The organism is Hyphomonas sp. UBA4505, from assembly GCF_002388685.1.
GTDB lineage: Bacteria > Pseudomonadota > Alphaproteobacteria > Caulobacterales > Hyphomonadaceae > Hyphomonas.
The window spans coordinates 49,631-65,884 of the sequence record NZ_DGMZ01000007.1; the positions used below are offsets into that span (position 1 = coordinate 49,631).

Sequence of the window (16,254 nt, forward strand, 5' to 3'; positions counted from 1 at the left end):
GCGGAAAACTGCTTGCATATTGTGCACTTGCGAAAGTCTAAAAAAACGGAAAGATAGTAGAATGACCAATTTTCGGGCACCTCGAGTATGGCTCGCGCCGATGTCCGGCGCGACAGATGCGCCGATGCGTCGTCAAGCAAGTCGCTTTGGCGCGCCTGCTGTCGTGTCAGAAATGGTTGCCGGTGACATGCTCGCTGCAGCTCGTCCGGATGTGGTGCGTCGCACATGTCGTCATGATGGCGAGGGGCACTGGATCGTCCAACTCGCGGCCAGCCGTCCTGAGGCGATGCTGAGGGGGGCGCAACTGTTGCGTGAGACCGGCGTCGACGTGATCGATATCAATATGGGGTGTCCGTCTCGTCAGGTGACGGGCGCGCAGTCAGGTTCTGCCCTGATGCGGGATGTGCCTCTGGCGCTCGAAATCATTCAAGCTGCCCTCGATGGTGCAGACGGCCTGCCCGTGACATTGAAAATGCGCCTTGGCTGGGACGACCAGAGCTTGAACGCGCCGGAGATCGCGGTCGCCGCTGAGCGGATGGGAATTTGTATGCTCACCGTGCATGGCAGGACGCGATGCCAATTCTACAAAGGCAATGCCGACTGGGCGCGGGTTGCTGACACGGTCGCGGCTGTATCCCTGCCAGTGATCGTGAATGGCGACATAGAGACGCCCGAAGATGCTGATGTTGCACTGGCTCAGTCGGGGGCACATGGCGTCATGATTGGTCGCGCCGCCATGGGGCGTCCCTGGCTGCCGGGTCAAATCAACGCTCATCTCGAAGGTCGAACCTTTCAGATGCCTGGCCTTTCAGAGCAGATTGATAGTCTGCTTGAGCAGGTTTCGGATAGTGTTGAACTCTACGGAGAGTTTCTCGGTCTTCGCACGGTACGCAAGCACGTTTCGGCGGCGATTGATGCTGTCCAACTTCCGCTCGAATCTGATGAGCGGCGGAGGCTTCGCTCACGGCTCTGTCAAATCGCCGATTTCGAAGAACTGAAATCGGCGCTTCGTGCCGTCTACTCAAGATCCAGAGAAATGGAGGCCGCCTGATGGCCAGCGACGTCGCCATGTCAGCTCCGCGGTTGGGAGATCTGTCTCCTATTGCGTTGTTGCTGATTGATTCACGCAGGAAAGTTGTTGAGGTAAACGCAGCAGCGGAAAGCCTGTTGCAGCTGTCTCGTCGGGGCCTCCGCAGCAAACCTCTCAGCGAGATAGTCTATCACGACTCCCCGGTCTTCGAACTGCTTGACCGGGCCCATCGAACCGTGGGCGATATTACTGCGCCGGGGACTCCGATCACCGGCCCTGGTCTTATGTCGCGACAGATCTGCGATATCTGGGTCAGATCAACTGACGACAATGGTTTCATGATCGCGATGTGTGAAGCCGCGACGCGGGACGTGAATGAGTCTGCCGCCGGTGTTGCTGGTTTCGGCCGCATTCTGGGTCATGAAGTGAAAAACCCGCTCGGCGGCATTATCGGGGCCGCGCAATTGCTCGAACGCCAATCGGTCGATGGCCAGTCCGAGTTGTTGTCAATCATCAAGGAAGAGGCCCGGCGCATCGAGCGACTGGTGAACCGCCTTTCGGCGTTCGAGCTGTTTTCAGCGCCGCACATGGAGCCTTTCAATATTCACGCTCTCCTGGAGCGCGTTTTGGCCTCGGAACGTGCCGCGATGGGGAGCAAGGTGGAATTCAAACGGGACTTTGATCCATCGCTTCCACCAGTGATCGGGGATTCTGATCATCTGCAGCAGGCTTTCCAAAATCTCATCCGCAATGCTGCGGAAGCCGCGATGGACGGCGACACGCCGGGCAAGGTGACGGTAAGAACCTCCTATGCCGCCGGTCTTTCCTTCCGCCAGGCGCGACTGGGTGCAGGTCTTCGCCGCGCAATGCTGGTTTCGGTAGAAGACACCGGCAAGGGCATAGCCCGCAATCGCCAGAATACCATTTTTGAAGTTTTCCAAAGCAGCAAGTCTGGGGCCCGTGGGCTTGGACTGTCGATTGTAAAGGAAGTCGTGACCGCTCATGGCGGCCAGATTCGTGTAGACAGCGTGCCGGGCTCGACGCGCTTTTCAGTGTTGTTACCGCTTGGTACTGGGGAAAAGACCGATGGCTGAGAAAACCGTTCTGCTTGCAGAAGATGATGCAAGCATTCGATTGATTGTGAACCAGACCCTCGTGGCTGCGGGCTATGAGGTCCGCGCGACGAGTTCCCCTGAGGCCTTGGAGCGCTGGGTGCGTAACGGGGAGGGCGACGTGGTCGTCTCGGATGTGTTCCTTGGGGACGCCTCCATTTTTGACCTGCTCCCTTCGCTGAAGCTCGCCAGGCCTGATCTGCCCTTCATCGTCATGAGTGGCCAGAATACAATCCTGACGGCAGCCTCAGCTGCGCAACATGGTGCGTTTGACTATCTGCCCAAGCCATTCGACATCGACACGCTGTCCGGGCTAGTCCAGCGCGCCTTGAAATCACAACCGAAAGTATCGGCCCGCGCGATCAATCCTGAATCTCAAAAGGCCATCAGCGACGCCGGTCTACCGTTGATTGGACGGTCTGACGCGATGCAGGAAGTCTATCGGATCATCGCGAAAGTGATGAACACCGATCTGACTGTGCTGATTGAGGGAGAGAGCGGGACCGGCAAAGAGCTGGCGGCGCGTGCAATCCATCAACTTGGTGACGCGAAAAATGGAAACTTCGTCGCTTTGGATCTTGCGGCACTACCTGCTTCGGAAATCAATCGTCAGCTATTTGGCCACAATGGCGAACAAGGCGCTGTCCACCAGAAAGGCGGCACACTTTATCTGGACGAGATTGGTGATCTTCCCGCTGAAGCGCAGACGCAGCTTGTGAAGTTGATGCGAGATTCAAGTGGCGCGCGGATCATTGCATCCACCCGCAGAAACCTCGGTAGGCTGGTTGATGACGGCAAGTTCCGCGAGGACCTCTATTATCGATTGAACGTGGTGCGGCTGACCATGCCGCCCCTGCGGCTTCGCAAGGAGGACATTCCTGAACTCGCTCGTGCTTTTCTCATCCGGGCGCAGCGACAGGGTCTGGCCGCGAAGACGCTCGACAAATCAGCGCTTGATCTGCTCACCGCCTATGATTGGCCGGGCAATGTGCGTGAACTTGAAAACCTCGTCTTGCGGCTGGCGGTGCTTTGTCCCGACGAGACGATCACATTGCGCGATGTGGAGCGGGAGCTGCGCGCCGGCGCAAGCGAGCAGAAGGGATCGAGTGCCGGCTTTGAAAAAGACATCGAAACCCTGTTGCACCGCTATGTGATGGGCGACCTCATAGCGAGCGGTGACCATGAGGATTCAAGCGTGTATTCCAACGTCATAGATCAGGTTGAGCGGCCTCTGATCCGGTTGGCTCTCTCAGTGACTGCGGGCAACAAGGTCAAGGCGGCACAATTGCTGGGCATGAACCGCAACACATTGCGAGCCAAGATCAATGCATTGGGTATTGCAGAAGAGTGATTGACTGCATCGACGACTGTGGCTTTACTGCACCACTGTTGCTTTTGAGGCACGAAAGTGTGACTTAAGCGCAACTGGGCCGGGGCGGCCATGTGTAGAGCGGTGTATCGTTGTCGAATGTACTGAGCCAGCAAGCCACCAAGGCCAGTTGGGCACTCTTTGAAGGTCTCTTTATCATTGCGGCTCTCGTCGCCGTGTTTGCGACCTTCATTGCCATCTCTGGAGTCGATCCTGACAATCCGACCGCCGGTGCCACACCTTGGCTGCTCGGACTGAACTTTGTCGTCATTATTGTGCTCGCGACCATCATTGTTCGTGAGTACCTGACGATCCAGTCAAACAGCGAGAGTGAAGGACGCGGCAGGCTGGCCCGCCGTTTCGTCATGCTGTTCGGTTTCTCCGCGCTTGTTCCATCGGCCATCGTCGCGGTTTTTCTGGGAGCCATTTTTACCCAAGGCCTGGATAACTGGCTTGGAGAGCGCGTCGATTCCGTCATGGAAAAGAACGCCGAAATCTTTCGTACCTATGTCGATAATTTCGAGACTACGTTTGACGTGGATGTGCGCCTCGCCGCGCTTGATGTTGAAAACTTCGCGCGTGAAGTTGAGGCCAATCTCACAGACGCAGAAGCCGCCAGAAACCTGTCATCTGAAGCGTCCCTCGCATTCTCGGAAGGCTTGCGTTCGGAACTCGCCTTTCGCGATTTCCTTACCATCGCCATTTTGGGGGCCGATGGTGTCGAACTGATTGCTCAGGAGAGCGTGCAGGATGCGATCCTGATTCCGCCCCCGGCGCCTGCCTTTGAAGAGGCGGACCGGGGCGAGATTGCGACCACGCTTTATGAAAATCGAGGCATCGCAACAGCCCTGATCCATATTACGGAACCGCTGGATGGATACATCTATGCGGTGAAGAATTTTGATCGGAACGCTGCCGTGCGTCTCCGCGAAGCCGAAGCCGAAATCATTCAATACAATAATGCCAAGCGGCAGGGTGGTCGGTTGCAGACGATTTTCGCCATTGGCTATGCGCAAATCGCCGCGCTGGTTCTGCTGCTCGCTGGTCGACTGGGCCTCGAAGCAGCTGGTCGGGTGACCGGCCCCATTGGTCGCCTTGCAATTGCAGCTCATACCGTGCGCGACGGAGATCTCACAGTTCGTGTTCCTGTGACGGGTGCGAAGGACGAGGTCTATGCTCTGAGCCAGTCGTTCAATGCGATGACAGAGCAATTGTCAGAACAGCGAAATGCGCTCATCCAGGCGCGCGAAGTGGAAGAAGACCGTCGGCGCTTTGTCGAAACATTGCTGGCGGAAGTCAGCGCGGGCGTTATCCGTATGGATGGCAATATGGTTGTCACGCTTGCCAACAGGTCCGCCGGAGACCTGCTCGGAATTGATGCGATTGAAGACGGTGAGAGCCTGGGCGCGGTGGCACCTGACTTCGTTCGATATGCTCACGATACATTACAGCAGAACTCTCCGGTCGATGCGTCTATCGACATCAATCGCAACGGTGCCATACGACACTTCAGGCTCAAGACAGCGCCAGATCCGGCAGGCGGCTGCGTTTTGACCTTCGATGATACAACGCGGCTTGTGAATGCGCAGCGACAGTTGGCCTGGCGAGATGTCGCCCGTCGCATCGCGCATGAGATTCGTAATCCACTGACGCCTATTATGCTGTCCACGGAACGCCTGCGGAGGCGTTATGCCGACAAGATTGATGACACTGACGGCGTATTTGACCGGTGCATCGAAACAATTCTGCGTCAGGTGGGCGACATAGGCCGAATGGTTGAGGAGTTTTCTTCATTCGCTCGCATGCCGAAGCCGAATGCCAGCCAGTTCGATATGACGTCCCTGTTGAAAGCGACCAGCTTTTCTCAAGGCATGGTTACGCCGGATATTGTCGTGGAGTTTGAATCAGAGCTTGAAAAGGTCCCCTATCTTGGCGACGAACGCCTGATCGGTCAGGCGCTGGGCAATCTGCTCAAGAACGCTGCAGAGGCGATCGAGGGCATGCCGGAAGAGGCTGAGGTGCGTGGCCAAATTCGAGTTGTGCTCTCGGATACCGACAAGGGCGTTGATATCACCATCGAAGACAATGGTCCCGGATTTCCAGAGGACGCACGCGACCGCTTGCTGGAGCCATACGTCACGACGCGCGAAAAGGGGACCGGACTTGGTCTGGCCATCGTCAATCGGATTATAGTTGATCATGGTGGCTCTATCTCGCTTCAGAACAGGCTTGATGGGATGCGCGGGGCGCGAGTGCGCGTTTGGCTGCCGCACAATGCGATGCGGGTGCACGACGCTTTTGAAGTGACGCCCGAAGAAGAAACAGATGAATCACCGGCACGTGCCGGACTAGTGTAGAGGAGCCTGCGTTATGGCCTTGGACATTCTTGTGGTTGATGACGAACCAGATATCCGTGAACTGATTGCGGGTGTGCTGGGAGATGAAGGCTATTCAGCCCGTACGGCCGACACCGCCGAACGCGCTCTTGAGGAAGTCCGTGCACGAACGCCACGGCTCGTGGTGTTGGATGTCTGGCTTCAGGGCAGTGGAATGGATGGGCTGTCGCTCCTCAAATACCTGAAGTCGATTGATCCAATTCTTCCAGTCATCGTGATAAGCGGTCACGGCAACATCGAAACAGCCGTCGCGGCGATCCGGCGTGGAGCCTATGACTTCATCGAGAAGCCGTTCAAGACTGATCGTCTATTGCACATGGTGGAGCGCGCAATCGAGTCCGCGGCGCTGAAATACGAGAATGCTGCGCTGAAGAACAGAGCCGGTGACAATGAAGAATGGATCGGAGACAGTCAGGCGGCTTCGGCATTACGAGCTTCGATTGAGAAGGTAGCGCCAACGAATTCCAGAGTGATGATCTCCGGGCCAGCCGGGTCCGGCAAGGAACTTGCCGCGCGGCTCATCCATCGTAATTCCCTGCGCGAAAATGGCCCCTTCATTGTTGTGAACGCGGCCACCATAGCGCCGGACCAGATGGAGAGCGCCCTGTTTGGCGAAGAGGACTCCCAGGGTCGGACAACCCGAATTGGCCTCTTTGAAAAAGCTCATACCGGCACACTGTTGCTTGATGAGGTGGCTGACATGCCACTGGGGACCCAGAACAAGATTTTGCGGGTCCTGACAGAGCAGCGCTTTCAACGGGTAGGCGGGAAGTCGGACGTGACCGTAGATGTTCGGGTCATGTCGGCCACCACCAAGGATATTCGTCATGAAATTTCGGAAGGCCGCTTTCGTGAAGATCTGTTCTATCGGTTGAGTGTCGTGCCGTTGCGGGTCCCGTCGCTTGCAGAGCGGCGAGACGATATTGGGGACCTCGTCACATACTTTACCAACCGGATCGCTGATTCTTCTGGCCTGACGCCTCGTACGTTTTCAGCGGAGGCCATGGCCGTTCTTCAATCGATGGATTGGCCTGGCAATATCCGGCAGTTGCGTAATGTGGTGGAAAGAATCCTGATCCTGTCGCCATCTGACTCCAGCCGTCCGGTAAGTGTTGATGAGCTGCCGCGCGAATCGTCCGGTATTCCGGGGGATGTTGGCAAAAGCGGATCGGCAGAGCTTGTCGGATTGTCTCTGCGTGATGCGCGAGAACAGTTTGAGCGAGAGTATCTTGCGCTTCAGATCACCCGATTCAATGGCAATATTTCTCGTACTGCCGAGTTCATCGGTATGGAGCGTTCGGCCTTGCACAGAAAATTAAAGGCTTTAGGCGTAAACTCGAATCTTACTCGTCAGGACGGCTGAGGCCGTTGAGGGGCTGTAGACCATGCATGTTCTGATTTGCGGTGCGGGCCGCGTTGGGCACGGAATTGCTCGGCGCTTGGCTCGCGAAAAGCATGATATCACGATCATCGACGAAAATCCGGACTTGGTGGACCAGGTGTCTACGGATTTGGACGTGCGTGGCTTCACGGGCCATGCCGCGCATCCCGATGTGTTGAAAAAGGCGGGCGCTGCTGACTGCGAAATGATTATCGCGGTGACGCATTTCGACGAAATCAACATGGTGATTTGCCAAATCGCCCACACGCTTTTTTCCGTTCCATACAAGATCGCGCGCGTGCGAGAGCAATCCTATATCGATCCGGCGTGGAAGAATGTCTTTTCGCGGGAAGGCCTCCCGATCGATATGGTCATTTCGCCCGAAGTTGAAGTCGGTGAAGCAATCCTTCAGCGTTTCCGCACGCCTGGCGCAGTGATGAGTGCGACATTTGGCAAGGGTAAGGTACGCCTGCTTGGTCTGGAGATCGATGACAGCAACCCTCTATTGGACACACCTGTAGATCAGCTGCGGGGCCTTTTTCCCGACCTGTCAGCCAGAATTGTCGGGATAGGGCGGGGCGACTCGGTTCGCGCGCCTCGCGCAACTGATGTGCTGAAAGTGGGAGATCGTGCCTATGTTGCCGTTCTGGATGAACATGCCGACCGACTGACGTCTATCTTCAACCGGGAATCGGAACAGTCCGGGCATGTCGTGATTGTTGGCGGGGGCAATGTTGGTCTCTATGTTGCCACCACGTTGGAGCGCGAAGGCAAGAACCGTATCCGCCTCATTGAGCACAATGTGGAACGGGCCAATGAAGTCGTGTCCGAGGTCAAGCGAACGATCGTCATTCAGGGCGATGGGCTGAACCCTGATATCCTTGCGGAAGCTGGTGCGCCGAAAGCCGACTTCGTGGTTGCGATTACCAATGACGACAAGGCCAATTTGCTGATTTCCAATTTGGCCAAACGTGCGGGCGCAAAACGTACTCTGGCACTCGTGAATGCGACTGAGCTGGCTGGGCTGGCACGTGATCTGCGAGTGGATGCTGTTCTCGATCCGCGGGCCCTCACGGTCTCACAGATCCTGCTGCGCATGCGTCGGGGACGTATTCTTGGGCTTCAGTCCATTGAAGATGGCAAAGCGGAAGTTGCAGAGGGAATAACGCTCGAGTCGTCGTCGCTGATCGGCAAGCCGCTTGGCTATGATGATTTGCCGGAAGGCATGACCGCTGCTGCTGTCATACGCGGCAAGGAAGTATTCATTGCCGGACCTGATGTTACAGTCCAAGCCGAAGATCATCTGATCATATTCTATCAGGAAGAGATGGTTCGAAAGGTTGAAAAGTACTTCCGGGTCAGTCCGGACTTTTTCTAAATCATGTACTACGCTTCTGTCGTCCGCGTTCTTGCTTTCTTACTGCTGATCGTCGCTGCCGCCAGCATTCCGTCAATCTTCATGGCGATTGCAGCGGGTGAAGATAGCCAGACCTTTGCCTTCGGCACGATGGTCCTGTGTATTGTCGTTGTATCAAGCAGCGTTCTGCTGCTCACACCCAAACCGGATAGGAAGGCCCGACCCTCCGATGCGTTGGGAACGGTTATCCTGTGGTGGTTTATCACGCCGGTGGCGACTAGCTTGCCGTTTGTGCTGGGGGTCGAAAACGATAGCGTTCTCAGCGCGATACATGAGGCGACGGCGTGTCTTACAACCACCGGACAATCGGTCATTTCTGTCCAGAACAATGAGTGGCCAATCAGCCTGGTTGTCTGGCGCGGCATGCTGCACCTATTGGGAGGACTCGCCACCATAACGGTAGCTGCCAGCGTGTTGGCTGCGCTCAATCTCGGCGGTCCGGGCATTCATCGAACCGTCTTGTTTACCGTGCCGGAAACAAGCTTCTTCAATGCTGTCCCGCGCGTCGCCCGCGTGGTCAGCATATTGATGGTAATTTCAATACTCGCCCTGTTCTCCGCTTTGGTCTTCATGGGGGTTCCGGCCGAACGCGCCTTGGGCGACTCGGTGAGTGCGCTGACAACTGGCCTGGTGCACCCACAAGGCATCATGCGCGCACCACTGGACACAGGACCATCTATCGTTTTGGGCATTGGTCTACTAGTTGGAGCCATGGGCCTGGCGATCTGGTTGCCGCTGAAGGACCGGAAGCCGCTCAAAGCTGTTACGGACCCTGAAGTTACACTTTTCGTAGGATTGCTATTCGTATTTGTCGGTTTTGCGGTGGCGTCCGATCTCAATGTGACCGAGGGATTGTCTTGGGCTTTGTCAGCCTTGTCGACGTCCGGCCTCTCTCTGTCTGACCCTGCAGATTACAACCGCATTCCTCTTCCTGTGCTGGTTTTGCCGGCCTTGATCGGCGGGTCGGCGCTGTCTGCAGCGGGCGGAGTCAAAATTGCGCGTTTCATTGTGCTGGCCCGAAGGGCTGGTCAGGAATTCCGTCAACTCGGATATCGGCAGTCGGTCTTGGGATTTCGTTTCCGGGATCGGGAATTGAACGAACGAAGCGTGATAGGGGTCTGGGTTTATCTGATCGGTTACGTACTCTCGATATTCCTGCTCATGTCCGGATTTGCCTTTCTGGGGCTGGATTTCATCCTGGCTATACGTCTCTCTATTGGCGGTCTGACCAATTCAGCAGCCGTACTGGGGAGCTATCCGGTGGACTTAACTGGGCCTGCGCAAGCATTGATCATTTTTTCAATGATTCTCGGGCGATTGGAGGTTTTAGCCCTAATTCCAGCCCTTTCCCTCAGCTTTTGGAGGGGGTAACGGCTGTTCGCACTTGCACTGAAGCTGTAATCCCGTTAGCGCGACACATAACAAGAACAGGCCAGATTGGATTCCCGTCATGTCCGCCGACAAAAAACAGAATTTGCAAGACACCTTCCTGAATGCCGTCCGGAAGTCCCGGACCCCCCTGACAGTCTTCTTGGTCAATGGCGTTAAACTTCAGGGTGTGGTGACTTGGTTTGACAATTTCTGTGTTCTGCTTCGCGGTGACGGACGCCCACCACAGCTTGTCTACAAGCACGCCATCTCTACAATTGCTCCAAGCGCCCCGGTGCAGTTGTTTGATGAGGAAATGGATGCGGACTAGGCCATTTTGACTGACAGGATGATTGATCGCACGCCAGTGCCCGAGGTGGCTGGCGTGATTATCCCTTGGTTTACACCTGCAAACAGACCCACCGAAGACCGTCTGCAAGAAACGGCAGGCCTCGTGGAAGCGCTTGGCTGTAATTTGGCCTTCCTGCGCGCTGAACATGTTCGCAAAGTGAATTCGTCGGTCTTGCTGTCGGGAGGTATTCTTGATCGATTGGCCGAAGACCTCCGCCAGAATGATTGCACCGTAGCCGTCGTAGACGGTGACCTGACACCGGTTCAGCAACGCAACCTCGAGCGAAAGCTTGAAGTGAAGGTCATCGACCGAACAGGCTTGATCCTCGAAATATTTGGCTTGCGCGCCCGGACCAAGGAGGGCCGTCTTCAGGTCGAATTGGCCCGCCTCCTTTACGAGCGGTCGCGACTGGTGCGGACCTGGACCCACCTTGAGCGCCAGAGGGGCGGTGGCGGCTTCCTGTCTGGCCCCGGTGAAAGCCAGCTCGAAGCAGACCGGCGGATGCTGGACGACAAGATCCTGCGGCTGCGCCGTGATCTGGACGATGTGAAGCGCACGCGCGCCGTGCAAAGGGCAGGGCGCAAGCGGAGCGGAAAGCCTGTGATTGCGCTGGTGGGCTACACCAATGCCGGCAAGTCGACCCTGTTCAACCAGATGTCCGGCGCTGACGTATTCGCGCGGGACATGCCGTTCGCGACGCTCGACCCCACGATCCGCAGGTTTGACCTGCCGACCCTCGGCGAAGCGGCCTTGATCGACACGGTCGGGTTCATCACAGATTTGCCGACCCATCTGATCGACAGTTTCCAGGCGACGCTGGAAGAGGCCATGCAGGCAGACCTCCTGGTCCATGTGCGCGACCGGTCGAGCCGGGCAGATCTGGAACAGGCCGAAGATGTGATGATCGTGCTGGAGCAATTGGAGGCCGAGACCGGCCTGCCATTGCCGCCCATGATTGAGGTCTGGAACAAGGCCGACCTGCTTCCGGATGATCGTGCCGAGGCGCTCGCCTTCTCTGCGCGTGGGCCACTCGATACACCGGCTGTGCTTGTTTCGGCGTTGACGGGAACAGGGATCGACGAATTGCTCGATCTCATTGAGGCCGTTCTGTTGAAGGGCGCGACCGAGATCGAGTTGGAGCTGGGGACGAAGGACGGGCGGGCCCGGGCCTGGTTGCACCGCAACGGGGAAGTCCTTTCGGAGACGACATTGGACAGCGGGAACGTTGTGATGACAGCGCGCCTGCCCAATGACAGGCTGGGTCAATTCTATTCCGAATTTCCAGACTTTAATCCTGCCTGACGCGCTCCTGCTGTTTCACGCGCTGCCATAGAGATTCCTGCGCGTCGATATCGAGCGCTGCAAAGTCCTGACCATCCTGTTCAGCGAGTCCTTCCATGGCGCGGAAGCGGCGTTCAAATTTGGCATTGGCGCGTCGCAAGGCCTGTTCCGGATCCACATTGAGGCGACGGCTGAGATTGGCCGCAACGAACAGTAGATCGCCCAGTTCGTCTTCTATCTTGTCCGGGTCGCCGGTTTCGATGGCTTCACGTACCTCGCCGGTTTCCTCAGCCAGCTTATCGAAGATGTCATCAGCCTCGGTCCAGTCAAAACCTACTCGCGCTGCCCGCTTCTGGAGTTTCTCGGCGCGTAGCAGAGCTGGCAGTGCGAGCGCAACGCCATCCAACGCGCTGGCGGAGTCTTCGGGTTGTCCTTTGGCAGCGCGTTCCTGCGCCTTGATCACTTCCCACGCGGCGACCTGTTGATCCTCCGTTCTTGAGCTTTCATCGCCAAACACGTGCGGATGGCGGCGAATCATTTTTGCATTGATCGCCTCGACCACATCAGCAATCTCGAAGGCACCAGCTTCTCTGGCCATCTGACTGTGGAAAACGACCTGAAAGAGCAGGTCACCCAGTTCTTCCTTCAGTTCATCCATATCGGCGCGCTGAATTGCATCGGCCACCTCGTAGGCTTCCTCAATTGTATAAGGTGCAATCGTCGAGAAGTTCTGCGCAACATCCCACGCACAGCCCGTGTTCTTGTCTCGAAGTTTCGCCATGATGTCGATCAAGCGAGCCATGGCTTCGCTAGCAGGCGAATAGGAATTGATGTCGTCGGTCATTGAAACCGACTAGCCTGACTCTCCTGCGGAAGCGACTGATTGATTGACAATTTGTCGATGTCGCGTGACCTGAATGGGCGGGTACATCAGTGTGGCATCGCATGCGCCTGGCGCTTGGGCTCCGGTTCGGTCTGCCAAGGATGCCTTAGACCAAGGTGCGCCGCCGATTGCAAAGCTTTCTGGTTTGTCGACGAACGAGTCGCTACGATGACTCGGACTTGCGTAATCTGCCAAAACGAGGATGCCTGATGTTCATGACGCCCGAATGTGTTGCGCCGACAGGATGCACGCTAGGTGAGGGGCCGCTCTGGAGCCCATCGGAAGGCTTCCTGTGGTGGGTGGATATCAAGCGGGCGAAACTTCACAGATTCAATCCAAGAACCGGCAATACACGACGCTATGACTTGCCCATAAAAGCCAGTACGCTTGCTCTGTATGATGGTAGCATACTTATGGCCGGTGACCGGGAAATCGGAGTCTACGACCCGTCGACCGAAGCCTATGATCGACTTGCCGTGCTGGCTGAGGAGCCGAAAACAAATCGCACGAATGACGGCGGCATCGCGCCGGACGGGTCCCTATGGTTCGGTACAATGGACGAATCCGAAAAGGAACCGAAGGGTGGCTACTACAAATTCAGCCTGGATGGGTCAGTTGACGCGCTACGCCTGCCATCGGTCCTAATTACCAATACGTTCCAATTTTCTCCAGACGGACGGAAGTTCTACACATGCGATTCTGCAGAACAGGAAATTCTGTCTTTTGATCATGATCTAGAGACCGGCAAGCTGTCCGGGCGAAAGGTTTTATCTGATACTTTCGAGCTAGCGGGCTATCCAGATGGTTCGGCCATTGATTCGGAAGGCTGTCTTTGGACCTGCCTGTGGGATGCATCTCGAGTCATTCGACTGACCCCGGATGGAGAGATTGACCGGATTATCGTTCTTGCAGCAACACGCCCAACCAGCGTGGCGTTTGGAGATGACGACTTGAAGACGCTGTTCATAACGACCGCGCGATCCGGCTTGTCCTTTCCGCAGCTGGATGCCCGACCCTTATCAGGCAGCCTGTTTGCGATTCGGGTGGATGTTCCGGGTTTGCCGCCTCGCGAATTTGGCAAACCGCTTTGAGCTCAAGCGTTCCCTTGCAGGACCTGCACAAGACACCACCTAGCCTAGACAATGCCAGCAGTGTACTTAACCGTGGACGTGGCGGCTCAAAACCGCTAACTCCCCGCTTTTCAAGAGAGAGTCGGAATGGCCGATAAGGTGAAAAAGAAACGCGTAGGTCCTATTACCTTCTTTCGGCAGGTTCGTGCCGAAGGGAACAAGGTGACGTGGACGTCCCGTCAGGAAACGATCCAGGCGACGATTTTTGTCGTTATCATGTCTATCCTGATCGCCCTTTTTCTGTTCTTAGCCGATTTCGTCATCAATTTGGCCGTTAAGGCGATAACGGGCCTCTGAGACCAGAACGGCCCGTCAACATTTCATTAGGGAGCGCGTAGGCCTCATGGCTGAAGCCAAATGGTACATTGTCCATGCTTATTCCAACTTCGAGAAGAAGGTCGCTTCGACCATTCTCGAACAAGCGGAACGCAAAGGACTGGCAGACCTGATTGAAGACATGCAGGTGCCGACCGAAGAAGTCGTCGAAGTCGCGCGCGGTAAGAAGAAGACCGTAGAGCGCCGGTACTTCCCGGGCTATGTCCTTATGAAGGCCGTCATGACGGATGATGTCTATCACCTCGTAAAAGACACGCCGAAAGTGTCAGGCTTCCTCGGCGCAGAAGGTGGCAAGAAACCCCTTCCAGTTCGCCAGCGTGAAGTTGATCGCATTCTTGGCTCCTCTACCGATTCAGCTGCCGAGCGTCCGCGTCCGCAGATTTCCTTCGAAATCGGCGAACAGGTTCAGGTCAACGATGGCCCGTTTCAGGGCTTTGAAGGTTCTGTTGAAGAAATCGATGAGGAAAACGGTCGCCTCAAGGTCACGGTTTCCATTTTCGGCCGCGGAACACCGGTCGATCTCGAGTTCGAGCAAGTCGCTAAAGTCTGATTTGCCAGACGAATCAGGTAGAGCGCAGTTCGCTACCGGGTTTTGCTTGAAACAAAACGAATTGAGCGGTATTTCCCGCTCATCGTGCCGCCTTAGCTCAGTTGGTTAGAGCACTAGATTGTGGATCTAGGGGTCCCCCGTTCGAGCCGGGGAGGCGGTACCATTTTTTTCTTGTCAATTGTTCCCGACCATTGAAAACATTGGCAATTTGCAAGTTCCAAAAGTTTGACGAGTCGGCAACAATCTGTTGCAATTGGGTCGCGGTTATAAAAAATGCCGCTGTTCAACTGATACGCGACTCTAATAGGGCTCGAAGTATCTGATAAATGAGTTTATTCAGGAACCATACGTGGTTTGACCCGTATGAACCTGCGGCCGAGGACAATCCCGTCATTCGGCACACAAAAGGGGATTGAGTATGAAGAAAACTCTTATGTGCGCGACAGCCGCGGCCGCATTTGCGTCTGCCGGCTTTGTCGCACATGCTGAGGACGGGTGGTACGCCCGCGCCGACGCAACTTACGGATTTTCGGGCCAATTCGACCATGATCCTGCCGACCGCGATGTCGTCGGTACGATGGGCGGTACGTCCGACGCTGATGAAACCATCGGTTTCGATCTCGGTCTTGGTTACGGCTTTGACAACGGCTTCCGCCTTGAAGGTGTCGGCGGCTATGGCGATGACGACCTGAGCGTTCCGGCTGCTTCCTACAATGGCGCTCCATCCGGTGCGGTTCCAGCCACAGCTGGTAACCTGCAGACCATGGAACTCATGCTGAACGGCATTTACGACTTCAACCGCGAAGGCGAGATCCAGCCCTATGTCGGCTTGGGTCTTGGTGTCCTGCGCGCGAATGCCAAAGCGAATAACCTTGTTTTCACCAACGGTACCGACGTTTCCGCTGCTAACGGTTTCTCCGACAGCGACACGGGCTTTGCTTACCAGGGTCTGCTTGGCCTCGGTTACAAAGTATCTGATCAGCTGACGCTGGATCTGGGCTATCGCTACAAAGTTGCTGAAGGTCTTGACTTCGGTGGCGTTCATGGCGGCCCGAACTATGATGCCGATTACGAGGCTCACCTGGCAACTGTAGGCATGCGTTTCGCATTTGGTGCACCGCCACCACCGCCTCCGCCACCGCCGCCACCACCGCCACCACCACCTCCACCTCCACCTCCACCACCGCCTCCGCCACCGCCGCCACCACCGACGACGACGACGGATGCCCCTGAAGTTGTGTGCTCCAGCCTCAACCAGGAATTCGTGGTGTATTTCGAGTGGGATCGTGCGGATCTGACGAGCCAGGCGGCTGCCGTTATCGACCAAGCGGTCGCTAACATTAATGGCGAAGCCGGTTGTGCACCGAACACTGTTTCGATCGCAGGCCACACGGATACGTCCGGTGCAAGCGCATACAACCAGCGCCTGTCCCAGCGTCGTGCTGACATCGTGGCAAGTGCGCTCGCTTCCCGTGGTATCGATTCGTCGATCATCACCGAAGAAGCCAAGGGCGAAACGGATCTTGCAAAAGCGACCCGCGATGGTGTTCGTGAGCCTCTGAACCGTCGTTCGGAAGTTGTGATCACTGTTCAGTAGTCACTGACACTTTCATCAAACGGCCCGGCAGTTATCTGCCGGGCCGTTTTTG

14 protein-coding genes and 1 tRNA gene are annotated in these 16,254 nt (G+C 56.3%); 14 read left to right on the forward strand and 1 reads right to left on the reverse strand.

The window, feature by feature from the left end; all coding sequences use genetic code 11:
- The first annotated feature begins 61 nt into the window (after nucleotides 1-61).
- The 9 genes from B3527_RS04220 to hflX all read left to right on the forward strand — a co-directional run bounded on the left by B3527_RS04220 (nucleotide 62) and on the right by hflX (nucleotide 11,727).
- Entirely contained in the window at nucleotides 62-1,051 is a 990-nt protein-coding gene (locus tag B3527_RS04220; RefSeq protein ID WP_290478841.1) for a tRNA dihydrouridine synthase, read from the forward strand.
- Nucleotides 1,051-2,124, forward strand: a complete 1,074-nt coding sequence (locus B3527_RS04225; RefSeq protein WP_084333139.1) for a two-component system sensor histidine kinase NtrB — start codon at nucleotides 1,051-1,053, stop codon at nucleotides 2,122-2,124. The genes B3527_RS04220 and B3527_RS04225 overlap by 1 nt, the downstream gene beginning before the upstream one ends.
- Nucleotides 2,117-3,493 carry a sigma 54-interacting transcriptional regulator gene (locus B3527_RS04230; RefSeq protein ID WP_206990432.1) on the forward strand — a complete coding sequence of 459 codons (1,377 nt, stop codon included), beginning with the start codon at nucleotides 2,117-2,119 and terminating at the stop codon, nucleotides 3,491-3,493. Before B3527_RS04225 ends, B3527_RS04230 begins: the two co-directional genes overlap by 8 nt.
- 110 nt (nucleotides 3,494-3,603) lie before the next feature.
- Nucleotides 3,604-5,868 carry a sensor histidine kinase gene (locus B3527_RS04235; RefSeq protein ID WP_206990433.1) on the forward strand — a complete coding sequence of 755 codons (2,265 nt, stop codon included), beginning with the start codon at nucleotides 3,604-3,606 and terminating at the stop codon, nucleotides 5,866-5,868.
- Between the two features lie 13 nt (nucleotides 5,869-5,881).
- Nucleotides 5,882-7,270, forward strand: coding sequence for a sigma-54-dependent transcriptional regulator (locus B3527_RS04240; protein ID WP_206990434.1), 1,389 nt, complete (start codon nucleotides 5,882-5,884; stop codon nucleotides 7,268-7,270).
- 22 nt (nucleotides 7,271-7,292) lie between these two features.
- A complete protein-coding gene (gene trkA, locus B3527_RS04245; protein WP_290478840.1) occupies nucleotides 7,293-8,666 on the forward strand; it encodes a Trk system potassium transporter TrkA in 1,374 nt (457 codons plus the stop codon).
- A gap of 3 nt (nucleotides 8,667-8,669) precedes the next feature.
- Nucleotides 8,670-10,076 carry a potassium transporter TrkG gene (locus B3527_RS04250; protein WP_290478839.1) on the forward strand — a complete coding sequence of 469 codons (1,407 nt, stop codon included), beginning with the start codon at nucleotides 8,670-8,672 and terminating at the stop codon, nucleotides 10,074-10,076.
- Nucleotides 10,077-10,155: 79 nt separating this feature from the next.
- On the forward strand, nucleotides 10,156-10,404 hold the full coding sequence (gene hfq, locus B3527_RS04255) for an RNA chaperone Hfq (protein WP_034812840.1): 249 nt from the start codon (nucleotides 10,156-10,158) through the stop codon (nucleotides 10,402-10,404).
- 6 nt (nucleotides 10,405-10,410) lie between these two features.
- Nucleotides 10,411-11,727, forward strand: coding sequence for a GTPase HflX (gene hflX, locus B3527_RS04260; RefSeq protein WP_290481773.1), 1,317 nt, complete (start codon nucleotides 10,411-10,413; stop codon nucleotides 11,725-11,727).
- Here hflX and mazG read toward each other — a convergent pair.
- Nucleotides 11,714-12,550: a nucleoside triphosphate pyrophosphohydrolase gene (gene mazG / locus B3527_RS04265; protein WP_290478837.1), complete on the reverse strand. Its 837-nt coding sequence runs from the start codon at nucleotides 12,548-12,550 to the stop codon at nucleotides 11,714-11,716. The two genes, hflX and mazG, sit on opposite strands and share 14 nt — an antisense overlap.
- Nucleotides 12,551-12,804: 254 nt before the next feature.
- On the opposite strand from mazG, the gene B3527_RS04270 reads away from it, so the two are divergent.
- From B3527_RS04270 to B3527_RS04290, 5 genes are all read left to right on the forward strand, one after another.
- Nucleotides 12,805-13,680, forward strand: coding sequence for an SMP-30/gluconolactonase/LRE family protein (locus tag B3527_RS04270; protein ID WP_206990439.1), 876 nt, complete (start codon nucleotides 12,805-12,807; stop codon nucleotides 13,678-13,680).
- Nucleotides 13,681-13,806: 126 nt separating this feature from the next.
- Nucleotides 13,807-14,016 (forward strand): preprotein translocase subunit SecE, encoded by a 210-nt coding sequence (secE, locus tag B3527_RS04275; protein ID WP_034812848.1) that lies wholly within the window; start codon nucleotides 13,807-13,809, stop codon nucleotides 14,014-14,016.
- 46 nt (nucleotides 14,017-14,062) lie between these two features.
- Nucleotides 14,063-14,605, forward strand: a complete 543-nt coding sequence (gene nusG / locus B3527_RS04280) for a transcription termination/antitermination protein NusG (protein ID WP_034812852.1) — start codon at nucleotides 14,063-14,065, stop codon at nucleotides 14,603-14,605.
- Between the two features lie 86 nt (nucleotides 14,606-14,691).
- Nucleotides 14,692-14,768, forward strand: a tRNA-His gene (locus tag B3527_RS04285).
- Between the two features lie 255 nt (nucleotides 14,769-15,023).
- Entirely contained in the window at nucleotides 15,024-16,202 is a 1,179-nt protein-coding gene (locus B3527_RS04290) for an OmpA family protein (protein WP_206990440.1), read from the forward strand.
- The last annotated feature ends 52 nt before the right edge of the window (nucleotides 16,203-16,254 follow it).

Coding starts and splice junctions, on each gene's coding strand:
- B3527_RS04220 (WP_290478841.1), top strand. CDS start 62: ATGACCAATTTTCGGGCACCTCGAGTATGGCTCGCGCCGATGTCCGGC.
- B3527_RS04225 (WP_084333139.1), top strand. CDS start 1,051: ATGGCCAGCGACGTCGCCATGTCAGCTCCGCGGTTGGGAGATCTGTCT.
- B3527_RS04230 (WP_206990432.1), top strand. CDS start 2,117: ATGGCTGAGAAAACCGTTCTGCTTGCAGAAGATGATGCAAGCATTCGA.
- B3527_RS04240 (WP_206990434.1), top strand. CDS start 5,882: ATGGCCTTGGACATTCTTGTGGTTGATGACGAACCAGATATCCGTGAA.
- trkA (WP_290478840.1), top strand. CDS start 7,293: ATGCATGTTCTGATTTGCGGTGCGGGCCGCGTTGGGCACGGAATTGCT.
- B3527_RS04250 (WP_290478839.1), top strand. CDS start 8,670: ATGTACTACGCTTCTGTCGTCCGCGTTCTTGCTTTCTTACTGCTGATC.
- hfq (WP_034812840.1), top strand. CDS start 10,156: ATGTCCGCCGACAAAAAACAGAATTTGCAAGACACCTTCCTGAATGCC.
- mazG (WP_290478837.1), bottom strand. CDS start 12,550: ATGACCGACGACATCAATTCCTATTCGCCTGCTAGCGAAGCCATGGCT.
- B3527_RS04270 (WP_206990439.1), top strand. CDS start 12,805: ATGACGCCCGAATGTGTTGCGCCGACAGGATGCACGCTAGGTGAGGGG.
- secE (WP_034812848.1), top strand. CDS start 13,807: ATGGCCGATAAGGTGAAAAAGAAACGCGTAGGTCCTATTACCTTCTTT.
- nusG (WP_034812852.1), top strand. CDS start 14,063: ATGGCTGAAGCCAAATGGTACATTGTCCATGCTTATTCCAACTTCGAG.
- B3527_RS04290 (WP_206990440.1), top strand. CDS start 15,024: ATGAAGAAAACTCTTATGTGCGCGACAGCCGCGGCCGCATTTGCGTCT.